This is a genomic window from Acinetobacter cumulans (genome assembly GCF_003024525.3).
GTDB classification, from domain to species: domain Bacteria; phylum Pseudomonadota; class Gammaproteobacteria; order Pseudomonadales; family Moraxellaceae; genus Acinetobacter; species Acinetobacter cumulans.
This window is the reverse complement of sequence record NZ_CP035934.2, coordinates 141,223-160,391: the sequence shown is the minus strand read 5'-3', so window position 1 is coordinate 160,391 and position 19,169 is coordinate 141,223. Positions and strand designations below refer to the sequence as shown.

The following is a 19,169-nucleotide window of genomic DNA, read 5'->3' as shown; positions in this document are numbered from 1 at the left end:
TGATTATTGTTATGCCATCCTCTTTGCCTTGTAACGTTTTTTGTCAGCCACTTGTAAACAGACCAACAACCAACCTTTTTCCAACCTTATAGTAAGTATGCTAATCAAATAATGTGCAAAAGTACCTTATACCAAAGCTGTATACGCTTGGTGACAGAAAACATCATAATAAACAAAGGAATATATGTATGCGTTACGCAGATCCAAATACAGACGGCTCAAAAGTTCAATTTAAATCACAATATGAAAACTTTATTGGTGGCAAATGGGTCGCACCAGTAAAAGGCGAATATTTTGACAACATCTCCCCAGTTGACGGCAAAGCATTTACCAAAATTCCACGTTCATCGGCTGAAGATATTGAGTTAGCGCTCGATGCTGCGCACGCAGCCAAAGCCGAATGGAACAATACATCACCGACTACTCGCTCTAATCTGTTACTGAAAATTGCAGATCGCTTAGAAGAAAATCTAGAATTATTGGCCGTTGCAGAAACATGGGACAACGGCAAACCTGTACGTGAAACACTGGCTGCAGACATTCCACTCACCATTGACCATTTCCGCTACTTTGCTAGCTGCATCCGCGCACAAGAAGGCGGTATTTCGGAAATTGATGGTGACACCATTGCTTACCATTTCCATGAACCTTTGGGTGTTGTGGGGCAAATTATTCCTTGGAACTTCCCTATCTTAATGGCGGCTTGGAAACTTGCACCTGCCTTGGCTGCGGGTAACTGCATTGTGCTTAAACCTGCTGAGCAAACTCCAGCCAGCATTTTGGTTTTGGCAGAATTAATCCAAGACATCCTACCTGCTGGCGTACTGAATATTGTCAACGGATACGGCGTAGAAGTCGGCCGTCCATTGGCAACTAATCCACGTATTGCCAAAATTGCATTTACGGGTTCTACGGCTGTCGGCCAAATGATCATGCAGTATGCCACTGAAAATATTATTCCTGTAACACTGGAACTTGGTGGAAAATCACCAAACATTTTCTTTGAAGATGTGATGGATCAAGACGATGACTTTTTGGATAAAGCGCTGGAAGGCTTTGCCATGTTTGCACTCAACCAAGGTGAAATTTGTACCTGTCCTTCACGTGCTTTAGTCCATGAAAGCATTGCAGATAAATTCCTTGAAAAAGCCATTGAACGTGTAAAGCGCATTAAGACTGGCCACCCACTGGATACTAACACCATGATTGGCGCTCAAGCTTCGCAAGAGCAACAAGATAAAATCTTAGGTTGTATCGCAACTGGTCGTGCAGAAGGTGCGCAAGTGCTGACCGGTGGTGGTGAACGCCAAGAAGTTGGTACAGGCTTCTACATCGAACCAACCATCTTTAAAGGCAACAACAGCATGAAAACTTTCCAAGAAGAAATTTTTGGGCCCGTACTTGCTGTAACCACATTTAAAGATTTCGATGATGCCATCAAGATCGCCAACGACACGATTTATGGCCTTGGCGCAGGCGTATGGTCACGATCAGCACATACTTCATACCGAGCAGGCCGTGCGGTTCAAGCCGGTCGCGTATGGACCAACTGCTACCATATCTATCCTGCGCATGCGGCCTTCGGTGGCTACAAGAAATCAGGCATCGGCCGTGAAAACCACAAAATGATGCTCGATCACTATCAACAAACCAAAAACCTGTTGGTGAGCTATTCTACTAAACCTATGGGCTTCTTCTAATTGAGTTAGTCTATAGTTAAACCCTAAAAAGCGAACTTCGGTTCGCTTTTTTATTTGACCTGATTATGAGCTGTTCAATTCTCTATAGCGCAGCTTCCACAAAATGCAGATGATCAACCCCCCAATACATTTCATCTGCTACAAACCACGTTGGTGCACCAAATACCCCACGATCAATCGCTTCTTGTGTGACCGCTTTCAGCTCAGATTTCACCTTTTCATCTTCTAGCCACGCCTGTACTTGAGTGACTTCAAAACCTAATTCTTGCGCTAAATTCATCAGCTCTGTCACATCATTTAAACTACGTGGCTGAGCAAACATGGCATCAAATAGCGCAGTCAAAACCCGTTGAAAATGCGCTGGCTGATATAACTGCACAGCAGTAAGCAAACGCATTAGCATTAAGGTATTAATTGGAAAATAAGGATTCATCTGTACAGGAATATGCCATAGCTTGGCCCAGCGCTGTAAATCAATCATCGAATAGCGTGCTTTGGCTGGCACAGCCATTGGACTGTTATTCCCAGTCGCTTTAAAGACCCCTCCTAATAACATCGGTTTCCATATCATTTCTGCCTGATGTTGCTCAGCAATCTGCTGTATACGGTGAAACCCCAAAAAGCTATATGGGCTACCTAAATCAAAATAAAATTCAATCTTGCTCATTTTCAAAGTCCTCGTCATTTTATGTGTCCATTCAATTCTTTTTATATCCTTACCAGCGCTCCATCCAGGGTCTGAGGTCTAATTCATGTGTCCATGCATCTCGTGGTTGCTGCGAAAGATGCCAATAATTCTCTGCAATATGTACTGGATTTAAAATGCCATCTTGCTCTTTTTTTGCGTACAAATCGGGAAAAGTATCTTTAATAAAGTCGGTATCAATCGCACCATCGACCACCACATGCGCCACATGAATATTACGAGGGCTGTTAGAACCCATTTAAAGTGTCTATATTCTCACCAATAAAAATGTCTAGTTTATGATGGTTTTTATCACCATGGACTGGATATAAATATAGACGCTGATCACTATGTCTGACAAAGAAATTCAACGGCTTGCAGTTCTGCAAGACGTTCGAGATCATCGTATTACCCAGGTCCTCTAATAGGATCTAATCAGGCCAATAAAGTACCCTCCTTACCGACTAAGTCGATTTATTTTATAACTCCATTATTTTGTGGTTTAATACACATATATAGATATAAGACCCAATATTATGGATTTAAAATTCAAAAAACCTGAAGAAGTTGTTACTTTATTATGTGAAAGGCTTCGTAAAGAACGACTTTATCTGGAAATGACTCAGGCAGACGTCGCTACACGTGCTGGTATTGGTGTAAATACAGTATCTAATTTGGAAGCTGGTCGAAATGTTTCATTTGAAAATTTAGTACGCGTTGCCATGGTACTGGGTCGATTAAAAGAATTAGAGGAACTCTTTAAACCTCATTTAAACAGTGTAGATGACATTCTCCGCTATGAGAGTAATACGGCTCGCCAACGTATCAAAAGGAAATAAATCCATGCTCAAAAAACTTAATGTTTACTACAATGGATGGGGTGAATATTGGCTTTGGGGTACACTGGTCTCCTCAACCGCAATCACAGGTCGACCATTAATCGCCTTTGAATACAGTGCAGAAGCGATCAGTAAAGGTTTAGAACTTTCCTCTTACCTACTTCCGTTAAAAGGTGACCCATTAAGAACGAACTTTCCTGCACATCAAATGGGATTGCCAGGTCCTATATATGATGCCCTACCCGATGGTTGGGGCATGCTCCTTATGGATCGCTTATTTAAAAAAAATGGACTCAATCCAGCACGGATTGGGCCATTAGAAAGACTCACGTATATTAATACACATGCGATGGGGGCATTATCCTTTGAACCTTCAGCACCTGAGTTAGCATTAACTGAAAATATTCCACTGCTTAAACTCGCCCAAGAAGTCCAGGAAGTTCTCAAAGGAGAAGGTGCTGAATTTTTACAGCATTTATTAGTTATGGGTGGATCACCACAAGGTGCAAGGCCAAAAGCACTCGTCTATCGTGATCCTGTCACCAACGAATTCTCAACAGTTAGCTCACATCAACATGAAGCCTGGCTGATCAAATTTCCCGCTCAGCAAGAGCATCCTGAAGTTTGTGCAATTGAAGCTGTTTATGCAGAATGTTTGCGTCATTGTGATATTGATACCCCTGACACCCAATATTTTAGTCTTCCGAATGGATTAACTGCATTTGCATCAAAAAGATTTGACCGCCACGATGGCATGCGTATCCCTATGCAAAGTTTAGCTGCCTTTACCGGAGCTGATTTTAAATCACCAGGGAGTTTAGACTACAGTAACTTTCTTCGCGCTGCACACTTTTGCACCAATGATGTTCGCGAAAAAGCAATTGCATTCAAGCGAGCTGTTTTCAATGTAGTCTTCAATAATCGAGATGATCATTGCAAAAACTTTTCATTTCTAATGTCCCAAAATGGGCAATGGAAACTCGCCCCTGCCTATGATGTTACTTTCTGTGAAGGGCCAGGTGGATATCATCAAATGGATATCATGGGTGAGGCACTGGATATTCCTCGACAAGCTCTTGTAAAACTTGGTACTCAGGAAGCGGAACTTTCTGCTCAAGAAGTCGATGAAATTATTGGCTCGATTTGTAAGGTTGCAATCCGATTCAGCAATATCGCTCATGATCTATTACCTGGACAAATTCAAGCAGAGACTCTCCAAATGATCCAAAATAGGATTGAGCATAATATTCATTTATTGAATTGAATATAAAACATTTTCATGAGGATTAATAATCATTATATTAAATCATATACTGTTGTTCTTTCTTATGAAAATCAGTATTAAAACATAGGTGACTTTTATGGACAAAAATTTCCAATATGAAGTGACCAAAATACCCTTAAATGATCTAAATTGCTAAAAATTTCGCCCCACTAAAAACCAATTACATTCAATTAAATCATATACTTACAATTAACATAATTTAATGGTATAAATCTCGGTGACCTTGCCAAGGTTGGGGTATTATCAGATTGCGCTAGGCAGTTAAATGCAGGGCTGCCAGGAAATTTTGCCAGAGAGTTGCCAACAGTTCAGATCTGGCTGCCAATTACGTAAGGAGATTAAGGTAAATTGAACCGCGTATTTTAACTGTATTTTCAGAGTGATTTCAGATCACTACGTAGCTAAGGCTTTTATAGATCGAAATGATAAAGTCATAAATTGCTTTTCAAAAAAAAAGAAACTAATATGTTTCTTACAGAACCTAAAAGCAATAAATGTATCTACAATGAATAAGTCTTTACTTCAGCAAATCAAAAAAAGACGAACCCAATTGGGCTTAAAGCAAGTTGATATGCAATCCCGTACAGGCATTTCAAGACAGCAGTACCAAAAACTGGAAAGTCAGGGCAACCCTCGATTAGAGACCTTAGAAATTATAGCGGCAGGATTAAATGCTCAACTGATGCTCATCCCTGATGATAAGGTTCATTTGATCAGACAATTATTGAATGATGAAATTAAAGTCACTATTGAAGATCAGGATGACTTAATGACTAACCCATGGAAGGGTCTTCTCGGAGGAGAGGAACCATGAATACTGTTGCCGTCCTGAAATTAACATTACATCACGGTATCGTTGGATACTTGGCAGGATTTCAGAGCGGAAAAAATATTCTGGTTTTTACAGATTCTTTCCGCTCTGATCAGCAACGCCCGACCTTGAGCCTGTTGACTTCCCCCTTGTATCCTCAAGTGGATAAGATTTTAGAAAAGACCTATGTTACACATCAGCGTTTACATCCCTTGCTATCAAACTTGCTACCAGAAGGTGCATTACGCGAACTGATTGCACAAAGCCTCAAAGTACATATAGACAATGAATTTCAGTTATTGGCAACTTTAGGTCATGATTTACCTGGAGCACTCATTGCGACTCCATTAGATCCAGAAGAAATTCCAGATGAAATAAAATTCAAACTGCAGATCTCTAATCCAGATCAGATCTTAAAGCAAGAGATTCGAACAGATAATAAGTTTTCCTTGGCCGGCGTCCAAATGAAGTTTTCCATGAAAGCCAAAGATGGGCGTTTTACACTAGTCCAGGCAACGGAATCGTCTCTACTCGGGGACTGGATTATCAAAACTCCTTCTTCCAGACATGCTTTTGTTCCGCTAAATGAATATTCTATGATGAGCCTTGCCAAAATGGTCGGAATAGATGTCCCTGAGATTCGCTTGGTGGATATGGCACTCTTACAAAACCTTCCACCATTAAATTTACCCCAAGAGCAATATGCTTTTGCAATCAAAAGATTTGATAGACAGAGTACTGCTGATACTACAGAGCTTATTCACATCGAAGACTTTGCTCAGATCTTCGGTGCATATCCACAGCAGAAATACAGCACCACAAATTATGAGCAGATAGGAAAGATCATTTATCAATTTTCAGATAACAAAATTCTTGATATTCAGCAATTTGCCAGCCGCTTACTTGTCAACATTTTGCTCGCCAATGGAGATGCACACTTAAAAAACTGGAGTATGATTTATCAGGACAAAAGAACACCAAGATTATCTCCCGCATACGATATATTGATGACTAGTGTATATATTGAAAATGAGCTTCATTTCGCATTGAATCTTGCCAAAAATAAAGATTGGTATTTAGCTGAGATGAAACACTTTGAACAATGGGCTGAAAAAGTCGGTGTTCCATGGCGTGTTATTGAAAAACAACTTCACGCCATTATGGACAAAGCACGGTCAGTATGGCCAGCGCTATTACTAGACTTACCTATGATTTCTGTTCATAAAGAAAAATTAAGAGAACATTGGAAAAAATTGCATCCAGACTTTCAGATACTTACAGATGATTAGAGGAAACCTGTAACCAAGCTAAAATTTCTCAAACAATTTCATCACATCATTTTCCGTCAGTTTCGCTTCTCCCTCATGATCTGTGCTTAGAATAGACTGTGCCAGTTCTGCTTTATTCTGCTGCAAGGCAATAATTTTTTCTTCTATGCTTTTATTGGTAATCAGCTTATACACAAATACCGGCTTGTCCTGTCCAATCCGCCATGCACGATCTGAAGCTTGATCTTCAGCAGCAGGGTTCCACCATGGATCATAGTGAATGACCGTATCTGCGGCAGTTAGATTCAGACCAACCCCTCCTGCTTTCAGACTGATTAAAAATACCGGCACTTGTCCAGACTGAAATGCTGTAATGACTTCATCTCGCTTTTTGGTCTTTCCAGTCAGCTTCACATAGCCAATTTTTGCGTGATAGAGCTGTTGTTCAATCAGTTCCAACATTGAGGTAAACTGAGAGAAAATAAGAATTTTTCGTCCCTCTTCCACCATTGGAACAACCATATCCATCAACTGTTCAAGTTTGGCAGAATACGCCTGCCCGGTTTTAACTGAATCCAGTTTCAGCAAGCTAGGATGACAACAGACCTGACGCAGCTTCAGCAAGGCATCTAAAATTTGGATTTGACTACGCTTAAAGCCTTTTTCTGCCACAATTTTCTGAATATTTGCCTGCATCGTGGCGCGAACAGCCTCGTATAGCTTGGATTGCTGCTCATTCATGTCAATATTGACTTCAATCGTGGTTTTTTCAGGCAATTCCTTGGCAACGTCAGTTTTCAAGCGACGTAAAATAAAGGGTTTAATGCGGTTTACCAACTTTTGCCTTAACTGCTGATCACCGCGTTTTTCAATAGGATAGCGGTACTTTTTATTAAAGATTTCTTGTGAATATAAAAATCCTGGCATTAGAAAATAAAATAGTGCCCACAGTTCACCCAAATGATTTTCCATCGGGGTACCTGTTAGACACAAACGATGTCGTGCTGTTAATTGCCGTACTACCTGTGCAGCTTTGGCACGCGGATTTTTGATATTCTGCGCCTCATCCAAAATGAGTTGATGATATTCATATTGCTTTAATTGTTCTTCATCTCTCGCTAGAAGCGGATAGGTGGTTAACACAATATCATAGTGCGGAATCTGCTCAAAATACTGATGGCGGTCGGGCCCCTGTAGCAGCAATACCTTCAGCTGAGGGGTAAATTTCTCCGCTTCTTTGAACCAGTTATGCATCAACGATGTGGGTGCAACAATTAAGGCGGGACTGTCCTGCAAATATCCAGCCTGCTTTTCCATGAGTAAATGGGCTAAAGTTTGTGCTGTTTTCCCCAAGCCCATATCATCTGCCAGAATCCCGCCATGTTGGGTTTCCCTTAAAAACTGTAACCAACCTAAGCCCTGCTGCTGGTATGGACGCAGCTCCCCCTGAAAACCTTGTGGTGTCGGCAGTTGTTGCTGATAGCCTTGTTTGAATTTCTGTACAAATTGTTGCAGGCGATCACTGACCTGCCATGTCATCTCAAGATTATGCTGCAATTCTAATAATTGACTCGCATCATAGCGATCAATACTGCGCTCTTCTTGCTGTAAAATGCTCTGCAGATGCAACAATACCGGCTTAATATCCCTAGCGGATAGAGCCAAATCAGGTTGATCAACTGCAGTTTTCACTGTGAAAATTTGACTGTCATGCAGATGAATAAAAGTCCGTGGATCAAGTAAATCAGGATTTACTCGCACCAAAGCTACGAGTGCATCAAGCAAATTATAAGAATTGCCTGCACTGTCTTGAACCGTCGCCCCGATATTGAACCAGTCCTGCTGACCTTCAGATTCAGTGATAGAAATATTTAAATTTTCAACATATTGCAGATTAAAGGGGCTGTTTTCCAGATGCTCTATCTGCCAGTCCATCAACTCAATTTGATTGATGGGCATCAGCTGTTTGATCCAGTCTCCATAGAAAGCAAAAACCATAGAATCTAGACGTTGTTTATCCAGTTTTAATTGATGGTCATAACTAAGATCTTTCACCCACTTCAGTGATTCGACCAATAGCTGTAAACGCTGGATTGACTGTTGTTCCTGAACTAAGTCCCGAAGCTGTCGTACCATTTTGTCATGCTGCTCACCAATAAAACTGTCACCTGATGTACCTGCTTTTATTCTTCCGCCTGTATAGGAGAATTCAATTTCAGCACAAACAGACTCTTCCCATTTCCAATCAAATTTATCTAAAACACCGAAGCGTAAAATTGGCTGGGGACTACCCTCAAGGACATCAATATGCTGAATAGACTCGGGCTGAGGCAGATTTTTCACGTCTGAATATTGATGAGTCAGTTTCTCAAACTCTGGCAAGAGCATAGATGGAAGATCAGGCATCTGTAAAAAATGGTACAGAAGATTTGCCGTATATTCACCATATAACTGGCCCACCGTGTTCTGTTGAATATCCACATAACACGGTGGCTGGCTAGCGAGAATTTGGATATGTGGATTTGATTTTAAATCGAGTCGAATATCACCATTGACCAATTCAATATTTAAATGCTCTGTCTGTTTGTTTACACCTTGTTGCCAGATCAGTTCGATGTGATAGCCTTGTTCTGACCATTGAAGTGCAGTATGGCTCTTTTTTTGCCAGTACACATCGCCACTTTGAATAAAAGATTTGAAATGCTCCAATAAAATTCTGGAGATATCAAGATTGCTTTGATAAAAGCGTTCGTCACTGTTTATTTTGGCATAATAATAAATCTGGTTAAATAATTGTCGTTTTTGTTCAGGTAAAGTCAGATGCTTTCTGGTGATATTTTCATATTGGGTATAATAACTTTCCCCCGCAATTGAGCCGTTTTTATTGCGTCTGGCCTTCTGAACATCAACTGTCAATTTCTTTAAGCTGACAGACTGATCTAGCAGGTAAATTAAATAATTGTTTGTTTTGACAGATTGCTCTGGTTCAGTCTGTTGTAAATACCGTTTAAAATCATTCAACCAGCGCTGCGCCTGATCATCCCCCCGTTGGCGTTTTGTGATTCCCTGCGGGGATTGAGAGTCAGCATAACGCTGCTGAAATTCCTGGCGATATTCCTGAAAGAATAACCGCGCTAAAGCAGCAGCATGTTTACAGTTATATCCAACCGGACAAGTGCAGTCGTCATCGATTAAACGGTCTTTTTGGGGATTATAGGTAATTGCGGTATCGTAATAATCTGTTCCTTCAATTTGGGCATACATCGTAACCCCGTCTTTTTCCTCAAAGAACTCAATCGTTTCCCTATCAATGTGTTTAGCATAGCTCAGACTGCGCTGAAGAGTTGCAGTACTAAAGCGAGATAGAAAATTGATCAATGAGGACATAATTACCAGAAACCAAAAATGTTTATACAATTATAACGGACAAAGCTGTCATTTCAGAACAGTACTGCTCGCCAACGTATCAAAAGGAAATAAATCCATGCTCAAAAACTTAATGTTTACTACAATGGATGGGGTGAATATTGGCTTTGGGGTACATTGGTCTCCTCAACCGCAATCACAGGTCGGCCATTAATCGCCTTTGAATACAGTGCAGAAGCGATCAGTAAAGGTTTAGAACTTTCCTCCACATCAAATGGATATCATGGGTGAGGCACTGAATATTCCTCGACAAGCTCTTGTGAAACTTGGTACTCAGGAAGCGGAACTTTGTGTCCAAGAAGTTGATGAAATTATTGGCTCGATTTGTAAGGTTACAATCTGATTCAGCAATATCGCTCATGACCTATTACCTGGACAAATTCAAGCAGAGACTCTCCAACTGATCCAAAATAGGATTGAGCATAATATTCATTTATTGCACTAAATAGCTTTCACAAAGCTTCTATGAAGGGCTTATTCTAACCGTTGTTTTATTACGGCATAAGCTACACCAGTCACCACACTTCCAATCGCAATCGCCAATAAATATTTTAATGGATAATTCATCGCATTCGGAATGATCAGTACCATTACACCGCCATGAGGAGTGACTAGTTCACATTTAAATAATGCAACCAAAGCCCCAGTTACAGCACCACCTGCGATCGCGCATGGAAGCACTCGAATCGGGTCTTTGGCAGCAAACGGAATAGCCCCTTCCGAAATGAAACATAGGCCCAGAACTACAGCAGCCTTCCCTGCATCTTGCTCAGGTTTGGCAAATTTATGCTTTGCCAGAAAAGTTGCAATTGCCATACCCAATGGCGGTACCATACCCGCAGCCATGGTAATCGCCATCGGTCCGTATGTTTGTGACGTAAGTAAGCCCACCGTAAAGGCATAAGCCGCTTTATTTATTGGCCCCCCAACATCAATACACATCATACTCCCAAGGATAATCCCCATGATCATGGCATTGGTCGTCCCCATATTGGCAAGGAAGTGTGTGAGTAATTCAAACAATTGTGCAACAGGCTGTCCAACCACATAAATCATGATTAAACCAACAGCTAAACTGGCCAATAGTGGAATAATCAATATTGGTTTTAATGCTTCTAGGCTACTTGGGAGTTTAAGCTGCTTCGATAAAAATAACGCAATATAACCTGCAATAAAACCTGCAACTAATCCACCGAGAAAGCCTGCCTCTAATTGTGTGGCAAGTAAACCGCCAATCAAACCTGGAGTTAAACCCGGGCGATCCGCAATAGAATAAGCAATGTAACCTGCCAGCATAGGTACCATAAGAGTAAATGCTGCAGCACCTATTTGCTTTAAGGATGCGGCAAAGCTTCCTTCAACAGGATTGAGGCCAAACATAAACGAGATGGCAATGATCAAACCGCCCGCCACCACCATCGGCAGCATGAAAGACACCCCTGTTAAAAGGTGTTTATAAATTCCAGTTTTTTCTTTGTTTTCATTTTCTGTCTTAGTGGCTGTTTGCTTACCCGTTTCAAGCACTTTGGCCTCAGCAATTGCATTTGCAAAAGTCTTATCCGTTTGCTTAAGGGCAAATCCTGTACTGCAGCGATATACACGTTTGCCTACAAAGCGATCTGTATTGACCTCAATATCCGTTGCTAAGATCACCACATCTGCTTTGGCAATACTTTCTGCCGATAAAATATTTTTAGCCCCAACCGATCCTTGGGTTTCAACATCAATCTGATAACCGTGCTTTACTGCACCTTGTTGTAAGGCTTCGGCCGCCATAAACGTATGCGCAACACCAGTTGGACATGCTGTAATGGCGACAAACCGTGTAACCCCTGCATTGGCTGCAATAGTTTCATCTAAAGCATCTGAATGCTCAAAAACTTGTTGCAAAAGCATGATCGCATCGTGTTGTGCATTATTCAAACCAATGACTTTCACAACCTTGTCACGCAGTTGATCCGCATCTGCCGACTTCTGTCCAACAAAAACAACAGTATCAATCACATTTGATAAATCAAGATGCTCAACTGATGTCGCCACATCATTGGAAATACCAAGTGCTGTTGCTGCTTTGGACAATTTTTTGGCCAAAATCACTGCATTAATCGGCTGCTCGGGACTATGTGGCACAAATAAAATATGTTTTATCTCTTGCATCGTATTAACTCAATGATTGGACTGAGATTTGCGCTTTCAAATCTTCAATAACAGCAAAGTCTGGAAGGGCAAACCCAATTTGGGTCACAGCATTGCTCGCAATTGCGGTTGCTGTTTTCAATGTTTCTTCTGGGGAAGTTGAACTCAACAAGCCATGAATCATACCTGCCAACAAGGAATCTCCCGCACCCACCGTACTTTGGACGGTGACCTTCGGTGCAGTAGCATGCAGGGGGTGCGTGCGGTGAAACCAGTTCACTCCGTTTTCACCCATCGAGACCACAATATGTTCGATCTGACTATTTAAACTGGCAAAAAGATGCTGCTGTTCTGCAAACGTTTCTGCTGGCAAATGGTAGGTTTCCGTCAACTCATCTGTATTAGGCTTAATCAACCAAGGATGGGCAGCAATTGCTGCTTTCAACGCAACACCACTGGTATCTACTGCGACTTTTTTACCCGCAGACTGTAACCATAGAATCAGTATCGAAAGCTCTTCTGCAGAAAAACCTTGTGGCAAACTACCTGCAATCACAATCACATCAACCTCTAAAATCAGTTGAGATAGGCGTTCACGTAGTTGTTGTTTTGCTGAGGTATCTACAAAAAAGCCCTTGCCATTGATGTCAGTCATCTGACCAGAAGCTTCTGCAACCTTAATGTTTTGCCGTGTTTCACCTGCAACATAAATAAATTGGTTATCAAATTGCTCTTGCTGGATATGATGGTCAAAAATTTGACGGTTTTCTTGCCCCAAAAAGCCACTCACAATCAGTTCATGTCCCAAATCCTTAAGGACCTGTGCCACGTTTAAGCCTTTACCTGCTGCATGGCTTTGGGCCGTTAACTGACGATTGACCTCGCCAACTTTTAGTTGATCCAACTGCACGGTGAGGTCAATTGCAGGATTCAGAGTAATACTTAATATCTTAGCCATTCGTAATTACTCCACCAATGCACGTACGGCAGACGCACTGTCACAAGTTAAGGCTTGCTGTGCGACCTGTTGGCAATTTATATAGTTCAAACCACGAATTTGCGCCTTCACCAATGGAATACTGGTACTCGACATACTCAACTCATCCACGCCCAAGCCTATCAATACAGGCACAGCTTTTGGATTAGCAGCCAATTCACCACAAATGCCCACCCATTTACCATGCTGATGTGCTGCCCGAACCGTTTGATCAATCAATAGCAAAATACTCGGATGTAAGCCATCAGCTTCAGCAGACAACAGTGGATGACCACGGTCAATCGCCAGAGTATATTGAGTCAAATCGTTGGTTCCAATACTAAAAAAATCAACTTCTTGAGCAAGAATTGGAGCCAACAATGCTGCCGCAGGAACCTCAATCATAATACCGACTTGTAAGTTTTCACATGGATGCTGTATGCGAACCTCATCCAAAATTGCTTTTGCTGCTCGCCATTCTTCAACCCGCCCAATCATCGGAAACATAATTCTTAATGGGCGATTATCCGCTGCTTTAAGTAAAGCAACCAATTGCTGACGTAACAACTCTGGCTTACGTAAAGTCAGACGAATACCACGTAAGCCCAAGAATGGATTTTCTTCCTTTTCAATAGGCAAATACGGCAAAGGTTTGTCTCCGCCCACATCAAGTGTACGTACCACCAATGGACGACCTGCCAAAGCATCTAACACCACCCGATAATCGGCTTCCTGTGTAGCCTCATCAGGCGCACTGCTGTGTGACATAAAGACCAATTCTGTGCGTAGCAAACCAATTGCTTCTGCCCCATCGGCCACAGCCTGTATGGTAGCGCCCACTTTGCCAATATTGGCTGCGATTTCAACTTGATGTTGATCCAGTGTGATGGCAGGTTCTAAACAATGCTGTTCCGCTTGTCCTCGCAACTCACGCTGGCGTTGGCGCTCTGCAATGGCATGATCAATCTGACTTTGCTCGGGTGAGACCACATACTCACCAGTATCCCCATTAATTAGTACTGTGGCATGGCTCTCAATATTTAAAACAGCTACACCCGCACCTACGACTGCTGGAATAGCCAGAGCACGTGCCACAATAGCACTATGGGCACTCGCTCCACCAACCGCGGTCAAAATGCCTGCAACACGATCTTTATTCAGACGCGCGACATCACTTGGACCAACATCATGCATAATTAAGATATAAGGTTGCTCGGGTTCTGTGACATCGGCCACACCGCACAAAGCAGCCAAAACACGCTCACCAATATCCCTTAAATCAGCCGCACGCTCTGCCAGTAAACGATCGCTAAGTGCAGCCTGTGCGGTAGCAGCCACTTCAATATGATCATGCCAAGCTGCAGCAGCAGACAACCCCTGTTTTAAACCGCGTTGTACACTTTGGAGGAGGTCTGGATCATCCAGCATTTCCAAATGTGCCATGAAGATCTGCTTAATGGCAGTAGATTCAGTATGTGCAATGAATTGACGTAAGCTATTTTTCACCTGATGAAGCGCAATTTCGAGCTTTTCATTCTCAGCTTTAAAACTCTGTCCGCGACGTTCATAACTAAATTCGCGTGGCTTCACCACATGAGCAGGACCAAAAGCAAGGCCAGTTGATGCCGCAATACCGCAGCTACCCGTATCGCCATGTGATTCAAAAGGCATTAATTCCAAAGTATTTACGACTGGGTCACTACTGCTATGCTGATGAGATGCAAGGTCAACAGCTTCAACCTCTTCTCCTAAGCCCTGCTGAACTGCATCAATAATCTGTTCTAAGCTTGCTACAGCATCGGTATCAGGTTGTGCAATAAAAGTCAGAGTTTGACCACGACGGCATCCCATAGCTAATAATTTGGTTAAACTTTTTGCCGAAACGTAAGCCCCCTCATCTACAGCAACGAGAATATCCCCTGCAAATTTCTTGGTCATATTGACCAAGTGTGTCGCGGGACGCGCATGTAGACCATGAGCATTAGCTAAGACAATACGACGAGATGGCCAATCAGGAATTAGTTCAGCACCAATTAACTGCGCCAATTGGTGACTATCTTGCTCTTGGTTGAGGGTATGAACTTGTTCAGTATCAAACAAAATATCCATTAACCGTTGAAACCGTTGCATATCCAGTTGCTCATTACTGGCAATACACACCAAAGTCTTGAGCATTTCCTGCTGATGGCTTAAAACCTGTTCCGCTTTTACCAAACTTACAGCTGGGCTCAAAACATGCTGGTTAGAAGTGATCGACCAGACCCCCTCCCCTAAATGAATCATGCTGTTTAGGTTTAAACCCGACAGAAAACCACACTCCACCATTTTTTGCTGTTTCAGCAGCTGTGTTGCCTGCCAAATTAAATCTTCTACATCAAGTGCGGGAACTTGAGTGGCGATTAAATTTTCATGCAATGCCAAAGATGCAGGTTGGGCTTGTAATAATGCAATAATTTGCTCTGCGGATTGAGCATGTTTCACTTGATCAGCGACATCATTAATTAAAGCCCGCGTCAAAATTTGTAAGACTTGCAAATGCTCATCTGATTTCGCAGCAATCACTACTGCTAAATAAATTTTATTTTCACCGTCCCAAACAACTCCTTCAGGAAAGTGCGCCAGACGAATCCCAGTTTTTAAAATATATTGGCGAGACTGAGGCGTCCCATGCGGAATGGCAATTCCTTGCCCTAAATACGTTGCACTTTGTTGTTCGCGCACGGTCAACCCATGAATATAATCAGGTGTAACCAATTGGTCTTCGACCAAGATATCGACTAGACATTGCAACGCTTGTGCCTTATCAGTGGCGTGTTGTTTCATTCGAACATGTTGTATATCTAGCGCGAGCATAAAACGTCCTTGCAAAGCAGCATAGTGAGAAGATGCTTTTTACTGCAGAAAAAATAAGTCGAATTCTACTCAGGATTTACACAAAAATCTGTATTTTTTGATTTTATCTTCATGATCATCATTACAACGTAATTAAGAAACGACGAGATTCTTCAGAGTTCAGTGTTGCGATTATTAAGCTAGGGTAAGAATAAAATGTGTGCTTTAGGTGCTGCAATGCGCAAGCTTATATATCTGTGTTCTTTGTACACGACAAAAAAAGATAACTCATTGAAATAATGGCATAATACTTGTTTTCTGACGACGAATATGATGACACAGTTCAATGAGTTACATCTCATCTTAAACAAATATCTAAAGTGGAACAAGTCACATGCAAATTTTGGTAAAGATCGTATTGTGAATGTGTTTGCAGACAGAGAATTTATCGGTGAGAAATGGTTTACATGGTTAATTGAAAATGACATTAACTTCTGTATACGTGTTAAAAAACTTTATTGTGACCAATCACTTAGCCAAGAATCATAAAATTAGTGATTTATTTCGTCATCTTCAAGTTGGTCAAACTGAATGTCGTAAACGACGTATTTGGGTTGGTCGAGTGAAACTGTATATTAGTGCGCTACGATTAGAAGATGGAGAGCTTTTACTTGTTGTTTCTCCTATGTTTAATGCTTCTGCTATTCGTGATTATGCATTACGCTGGGAAATCGAAACGTTATTTAGTTGTCTCAAAGGACGTGGATTCAATCTTGAAAATACTCGTTTAACAGACCCTAGACGAGTCAAGAAATTGATAGCAGTGCTAGCTATCGGTTTCTGTTGGTGCTATTTAACAGGTGAATGGCAACATGATCGGAAAAAAGCGATAAAAATAAAGAAGCATGGACGACTTTCAGTAAGTTTATTTCGCTACGGTTTGGACTATGTTCAAATGGCTATTCTACGTTTGATTGGTTTTGGAAAAAAAGAAGAATTTAAGAAAGTGCTAGCAATTTTAAGAAAGAAAAAGCCTGATAGGACAAGGACCCTATGAAATTTGTCGTGTACAGAGGTAATTTTTATGAAATCTAAAATCATGAGAAAAAGATAGAAAAGCACTTAGTCAGTTTCGGAGTATTATTTAAAACGTGGAGATGTTTTTCCTATGTTGATTAGTCAATTTATTTACGAATGAGGTATAAAGTTTTATCTAATTTTTCTTTTTATCCAATTTAAAATTAGGTGCGTACACGGCCTCAACTTTCAATAAAGTATAAAAGGTGTTTGTGTAGGCAATACCCTTACTTTTGATAAGCCAAAAGAAAGCAAAAGCCTTTGTTACCCATACATAACATCCCTATTATGATGGATAACGTGTGGCATCCCTGCCACACTCGTGTATCCAAACGTTGCTTAAATTAAACTATGTAATAGTGGCGACATAAAGGTGCTCTTATCGCTATATATTAAAAACTTAGTGGAACACTGTTTCTAAAGCTTTTAAACCCACTTTAGGATCAAGTAGACCGTTGTAAATTTCAGGGATTTCACGTTCCACCCCAAAAAATTCATAAATGGCAAGCATCGCCCCACGAACTGAATATTCCACAGTAAAGACCACGTCATCTTCAATTTCCACAAACTGTCCAAGGAAAGCAAAGTTTTGTGAGCCTTGTGGAATTACCTGTGGACGATCCCCCGGTTTACGGCAGGCGAATAGGGCAGAGGCGTATGGCATCATGGCGGTAGTAACATCAGTCGTTGCCAAAACATGATCTAAAATGTCGTCAAAACCGAGCTGTTTAATCAGTTCTGTTAGGATTTCTTGCCCCGTGGCTTCGGACATTGGTTTTTTGATGTAATCGCCTATATGGTCAATTTGGAAACCGTAGCCCCATAAGGTATATAAACCTTCAGGTAAGTCGGCAAAGTGTGGCTGTGCAGGAACCACGATGGATAAATGCCAACCCGACTCATACCAAGTCATGAGTGCGCCTGTGCCTGGTTCATTGCCTGTATAGTCAATAATACGTTTAAGTAGCACGTCATCTTTCATGGTCAGAGTGAAAGACTCCCACTTATGTTCATCGACATTGCCATAAAAAGTCATTGGACGGCCAAAGTCTGGGGCTTTTTGTGCCAGCGTTTCCCAAAGCGTCCAGCCATGATCTTCTCGATGACGAATAAGGGCAGGCACGTCATGATTACCGCCATAACGTGAGTCTGCTGTAATAGAGCCTAAAGTGAAAATAGCTAAATCATTGGCTTTCAGATTAATTTGCTCTGAGCCTTCAGGCAATTGTACATATAGGCGTGAAGCGTAGCGTTCTTGAGTTTCAGCATTGGTAATGAAGTCTGCATCTGTGACATAGTGTCCAAAACGCACATCGACGCCTTGTGCGACTAACCAACGCTGTAGGGGCAGAATCATCGAGTCATATTGGTTGTACTTGGTACGTTTCACACCCGCTAAGGTATGAATGCGTGGCAATTCTTGAATAAAACGCAAGAAATAGCGTCTTAACTCTGCTGCACTGTGCCATTTTTGAAAAGCGAAAGTCGTGCGCCACATGCGCCAGAAATTGGTTTCAAAAAAGGTTTCATCAAAAAACTCATCAATGCGGCGACTGCCAATTTTTTCTTCTTTTGAAGCTAATAGGCGCAGCATCTGTGCACGATGTAGCGTATTCAGACCAAGCTTTGCTGCATCCGCAATGACATGTTCGGCATCAATCAACCGTGCATTGGCGTGGGTTTTCACTTTTTCATTAAACTCACGACATTCTTCACGCACCGAAATGTCTGGATTTTCCAAAGATGGAATACTGGAAAATAAGTCCCATAGGCACAAATAAGTTTCATCGGTCAGCATTCGCCCACCACGTGTTACCCAAGCTTGCGCGGCATGCGGTGTATGTCCACCATCCATCGAACCACCTGAAATATCGAGTTCTTCTAAAATATGGATATTTTTGGCAGGGACTTTGGCATCACGGATTGCAAATGCAGCAGCAGCCATACCTGCGATACCACCACCAATAATCCAAAGATGGGACTGTTGCGCGTCTAATGGGGTGCGCTTCTTATTTTGCATGGTTCACCTTTAATTATGATGTTAAAAATTATGAAGTAAAAAAATTGGTTTAGAAAAACCTTAAAAATAGTATGTCTTTTTATATATGAAAAATGTATGAAATGGGAAGCAATC

General features: G+C 41.6%; 10 protein-coding genes and 5 pseudogenes. 7 read left to right on the top strand and 8 right to left on the bottom strand.

The window, feature by feature from the left end:
• The first annotated feature begins 188 nt into the window (after positions 1–188).
• Entirely contained in the window at positions 189–1,700 is a 1,512-nt protein-coding gene (exaC, locus tag C9E88_RS00655; protein ID WP_137287903.1) for an acetaldehyde dehydrogenase ExaC, read from the top strand.
• Positions 1,701–1,782: 82 nt separating this feature from the next.
• On the opposite strand, the gene C9E88_RS00650 is transcribed toward exaC, so the two are convergent.
• Positions 1,783–2,367, bottom strand: a complete 585-nt coding sequence (locus tag C9E88_RS00650; protein ID WP_137287904.1) for a 2-hydroxychromene-2-carboxylate isomerase — start codon at positions 2,365–2,367, stop codon at positions 1,783–1,785.
• A gap of 49 nt (positions 2,368–2,416) precedes the next feature.
• A pseudogene (locus C9E88_RS00645) lies at positions 2,417–2,629 on the bottom strand (glucose 1-dehydrogenase); the annotation flags it as partial.
• 292 nt (positions 2,630–2,921) lie between these two features.
• On the opposite strand from C9E88_RS00645, the gene C9E88_RS00640 reads away from it, so the two are divergent.
• From C9E88_RS00640 to C9E88_RS00625, 4 genes are all read left to right on the top strand, one after another.
• Positions 2,922–3,224, top strand: coding sequence for a helix-turn-helix transcriptional regulator (locus C9E88_RS00640; RefSeq protein ID WP_106986693.1), 303 nt, complete (start codon positions 2,922–2,924; stop codon positions 3,222–3,224).
• A gap of 4 nt (positions 3,225–3,228) precedes the next feature.
• The gene (locus tag C9E88_RS00635) at positions 3,229–4,488 is read left to right on the top strand and encodes a type II toxin-antitoxin system HipA family toxin (RefSeq protein ID WP_106986694.1); all 1,260 of its coding nucleotides are present in this window, start codon (positions 3,229–3,231) and stop codon (positions 4,486–4,488) included.
• Positions 4,489–5,014: 526 nt separating this feature from the next.
• Entirely contained in the window at positions 5,015–5,323 is a 309-nt protein-coding gene (locus C9E88_RS00630) for a helix-turn-helix transcriptional regulator (RefSeq protein WP_004282130.1), read from the top strand.
• On the top strand, positions 5,320–6,609 hold the full coding sequence (locus C9E88_RS00625) for a type II toxin-antitoxin system HipA family toxin (protein WP_106986695.1): 1,290 nt from the start codon (positions 5,320–5,322) through the stop codon (positions 6,607–6,609). Before C9E88_RS00630 ends, C9E88_RS00625 begins: the two co-directional genes overlap by 4 nt.
• Positions 6,610–6,627: 18 nt before the next feature.
• Here the strand turns inward: C9E88_RS00625 and C9E88_RS00620 are convergent, their stop codons facing one another.
• The gene (locus tag C9E88_RS00620; RefSeq protein ID WP_106986696.1) at positions 6,628–9,975 is read right to left on the bottom strand and encodes a DEAD/DEAH box helicase; all 3,348 of its coding nucleotides are present in this window, start codon (positions 9,973–9,975) and stop codon (positions 6,628–6,630) included.
• Between the two features lie 247 nt (positions 9,976–10,222).
• On the opposite strand from C9E88_RS00620, the pseudogene C9E88_RS00610 reads away from it, so the two are divergent.
• Positions 10,223–10,459: pseudogene (locus C9E88_RS00610) on the top strand (hypothetical protein); the annotation flags it as partial.
• 29 nt (positions 10,460–10,488) lie between these two features.
• Here the strand turns inward: C9E88_RS00610 and C9E88_RS00605 are convergent.
• The 4 genes and pseudogenes from C9E88_RS00605 to fruB form a co-directional block, all read right to left on the bottom strand.
• Positions 10,489–12,171, bottom strand: a complete 1,683-nt coding sequence (locus tag C9E88_RS00605; RefSeq protein WP_106986698.1) for a fructose-specific PTS transporter subunit EIIC — start codon at positions 12,169–12,171, stop codon at positions 10,489–10,491.
• Between the two features lie 4 nt (positions 12,172–12,175).
• Positions 12,176–13,108 carry a 1-phosphofructokinase gene (gene pfkB, locus C9E88_RS00600; RefSeq protein ID WP_106986699.1) on the bottom strand — a complete coding sequence of 311 codons (933 nt, stop codon included), beginning with the start codon at positions 13,106–13,108 and terminating at the stop codon, positions 12,176–12,178.
• A 6-nt stretch (positions 13,109–13,114) separates the two neighbouring features.
• Positions 13,115–14,764, bottom strand: a pseudogene (ptsP, locus tag C9E88_RS17960) (phosphoenolpyruvate--protein phosphotransferase); the annotation flags it as partial.
• Between the two features lie 86 nt (positions 14,765–14,850).
• Positions 14,851–15,979: pseudogene (gene fruB, locus C9E88_RS17955) on the bottom strand (fused PTS fructose transporter subunit IIA/HPr protein); the annotation flags it as partial.
• Positions 15,980–16,360: 381 nt separating this feature from the next.
• On the opposite strand from fruB, the pseudogene C9E88_RS00590 reads away from it, so the two are divergent.
• A pseudogene (locus C9E88_RS00590) lies at positions 16,361–17,015 on the top strand (IS4-like element ISAba33 family transposase); the annotation flags it as partial.
• Between the two features lie 420 nt (positions 17,016–17,435).
• On the opposite strand, the gene C9E88_RS00585 reads toward C9E88_RS00590, so the two are convergent.
• Positions 17,436–19,055, bottom strand: coding sequence for an oleate hydratase (locus C9E88_RS00585; protein ID WP_004883953.1), 1,620 nt, complete (start codon positions 19,053–19,055; stop codon positions 17,436–17,438).
• Between the last annotated feature and the right edge of the window lie 114 nt (positions 19,056–19,169).

Excerpts from the sequence above, each read along its gene's own strand:
- exaC (WP_137287903.1), top strand. The coding sequence starts at position 189 with ATGCGTTACGCAGATCCAAATACAGACGGCTCAAAAGTTCAATTTAAA.
- C9E88_RS00650 (WP_137287904.1), bottom strand. The coding sequence starts at position 2,367 with ATGAGCAAGATTGAATTTTATTTTGATTTAGGTAGCCCATATAGCTTT.
- C9E88_RS00640 (WP_106986693.1), top strand. The coding sequence starts at position 2,922 with ATGGATTTAAAATTCAAAAAACCTGAAGAAGTTGTTACTTTATTATGT.
- C9E88_RS00635 (WP_106986694.1), top strand. The coding sequence starts at position 3,229 with ATGCTCAAAAAACTTAATGTTTACTACAATGGATGGGGTGAATATTGG.
- C9E88_RS00630 (WP_004282130.1), top strand. The coding sequence starts at position 5,015 with ATGAATAAGTCTTTACTTCAGCAAATCAAAAAAAGACGAACCCAATTG.
- C9E88_RS00625 (WP_106986695.1), top strand. The coding sequence starts at position 5,320 with ATGAATACTGTTGCCGTCCTGAAATTAACATTACATCACGGTATCGTT.
- C9E88_RS00620 (WP_106986696.1), bottom strand. The coding sequence starts at position 9,975 with ATGTCCTCATTGATCAATTTTCTATCTCGCTTTAGTACTGCAACTCTT.
- C9E88_RS00605 (WP_106986698.1), bottom strand. The coding sequence starts at position 12,171 with ATGCAAGAGATAAAACATATTTTATTTGTGCCACATAGTCCCGAGCAG.
- pfkB (WP_106986699.1), bottom strand. The coding sequence starts at position 13,108 with ATGGCTAAGATATTAAGTATTACTCTGAATCCTGCAATTGACCTCACC.
- C9E88_RS00585 (WP_004883953.1), bottom strand. The coding sequence starts at position 19,055 with ATGCAAAATAAGAAGCGCACCCCATTAGACGCGCAACAGTCCCATCTT.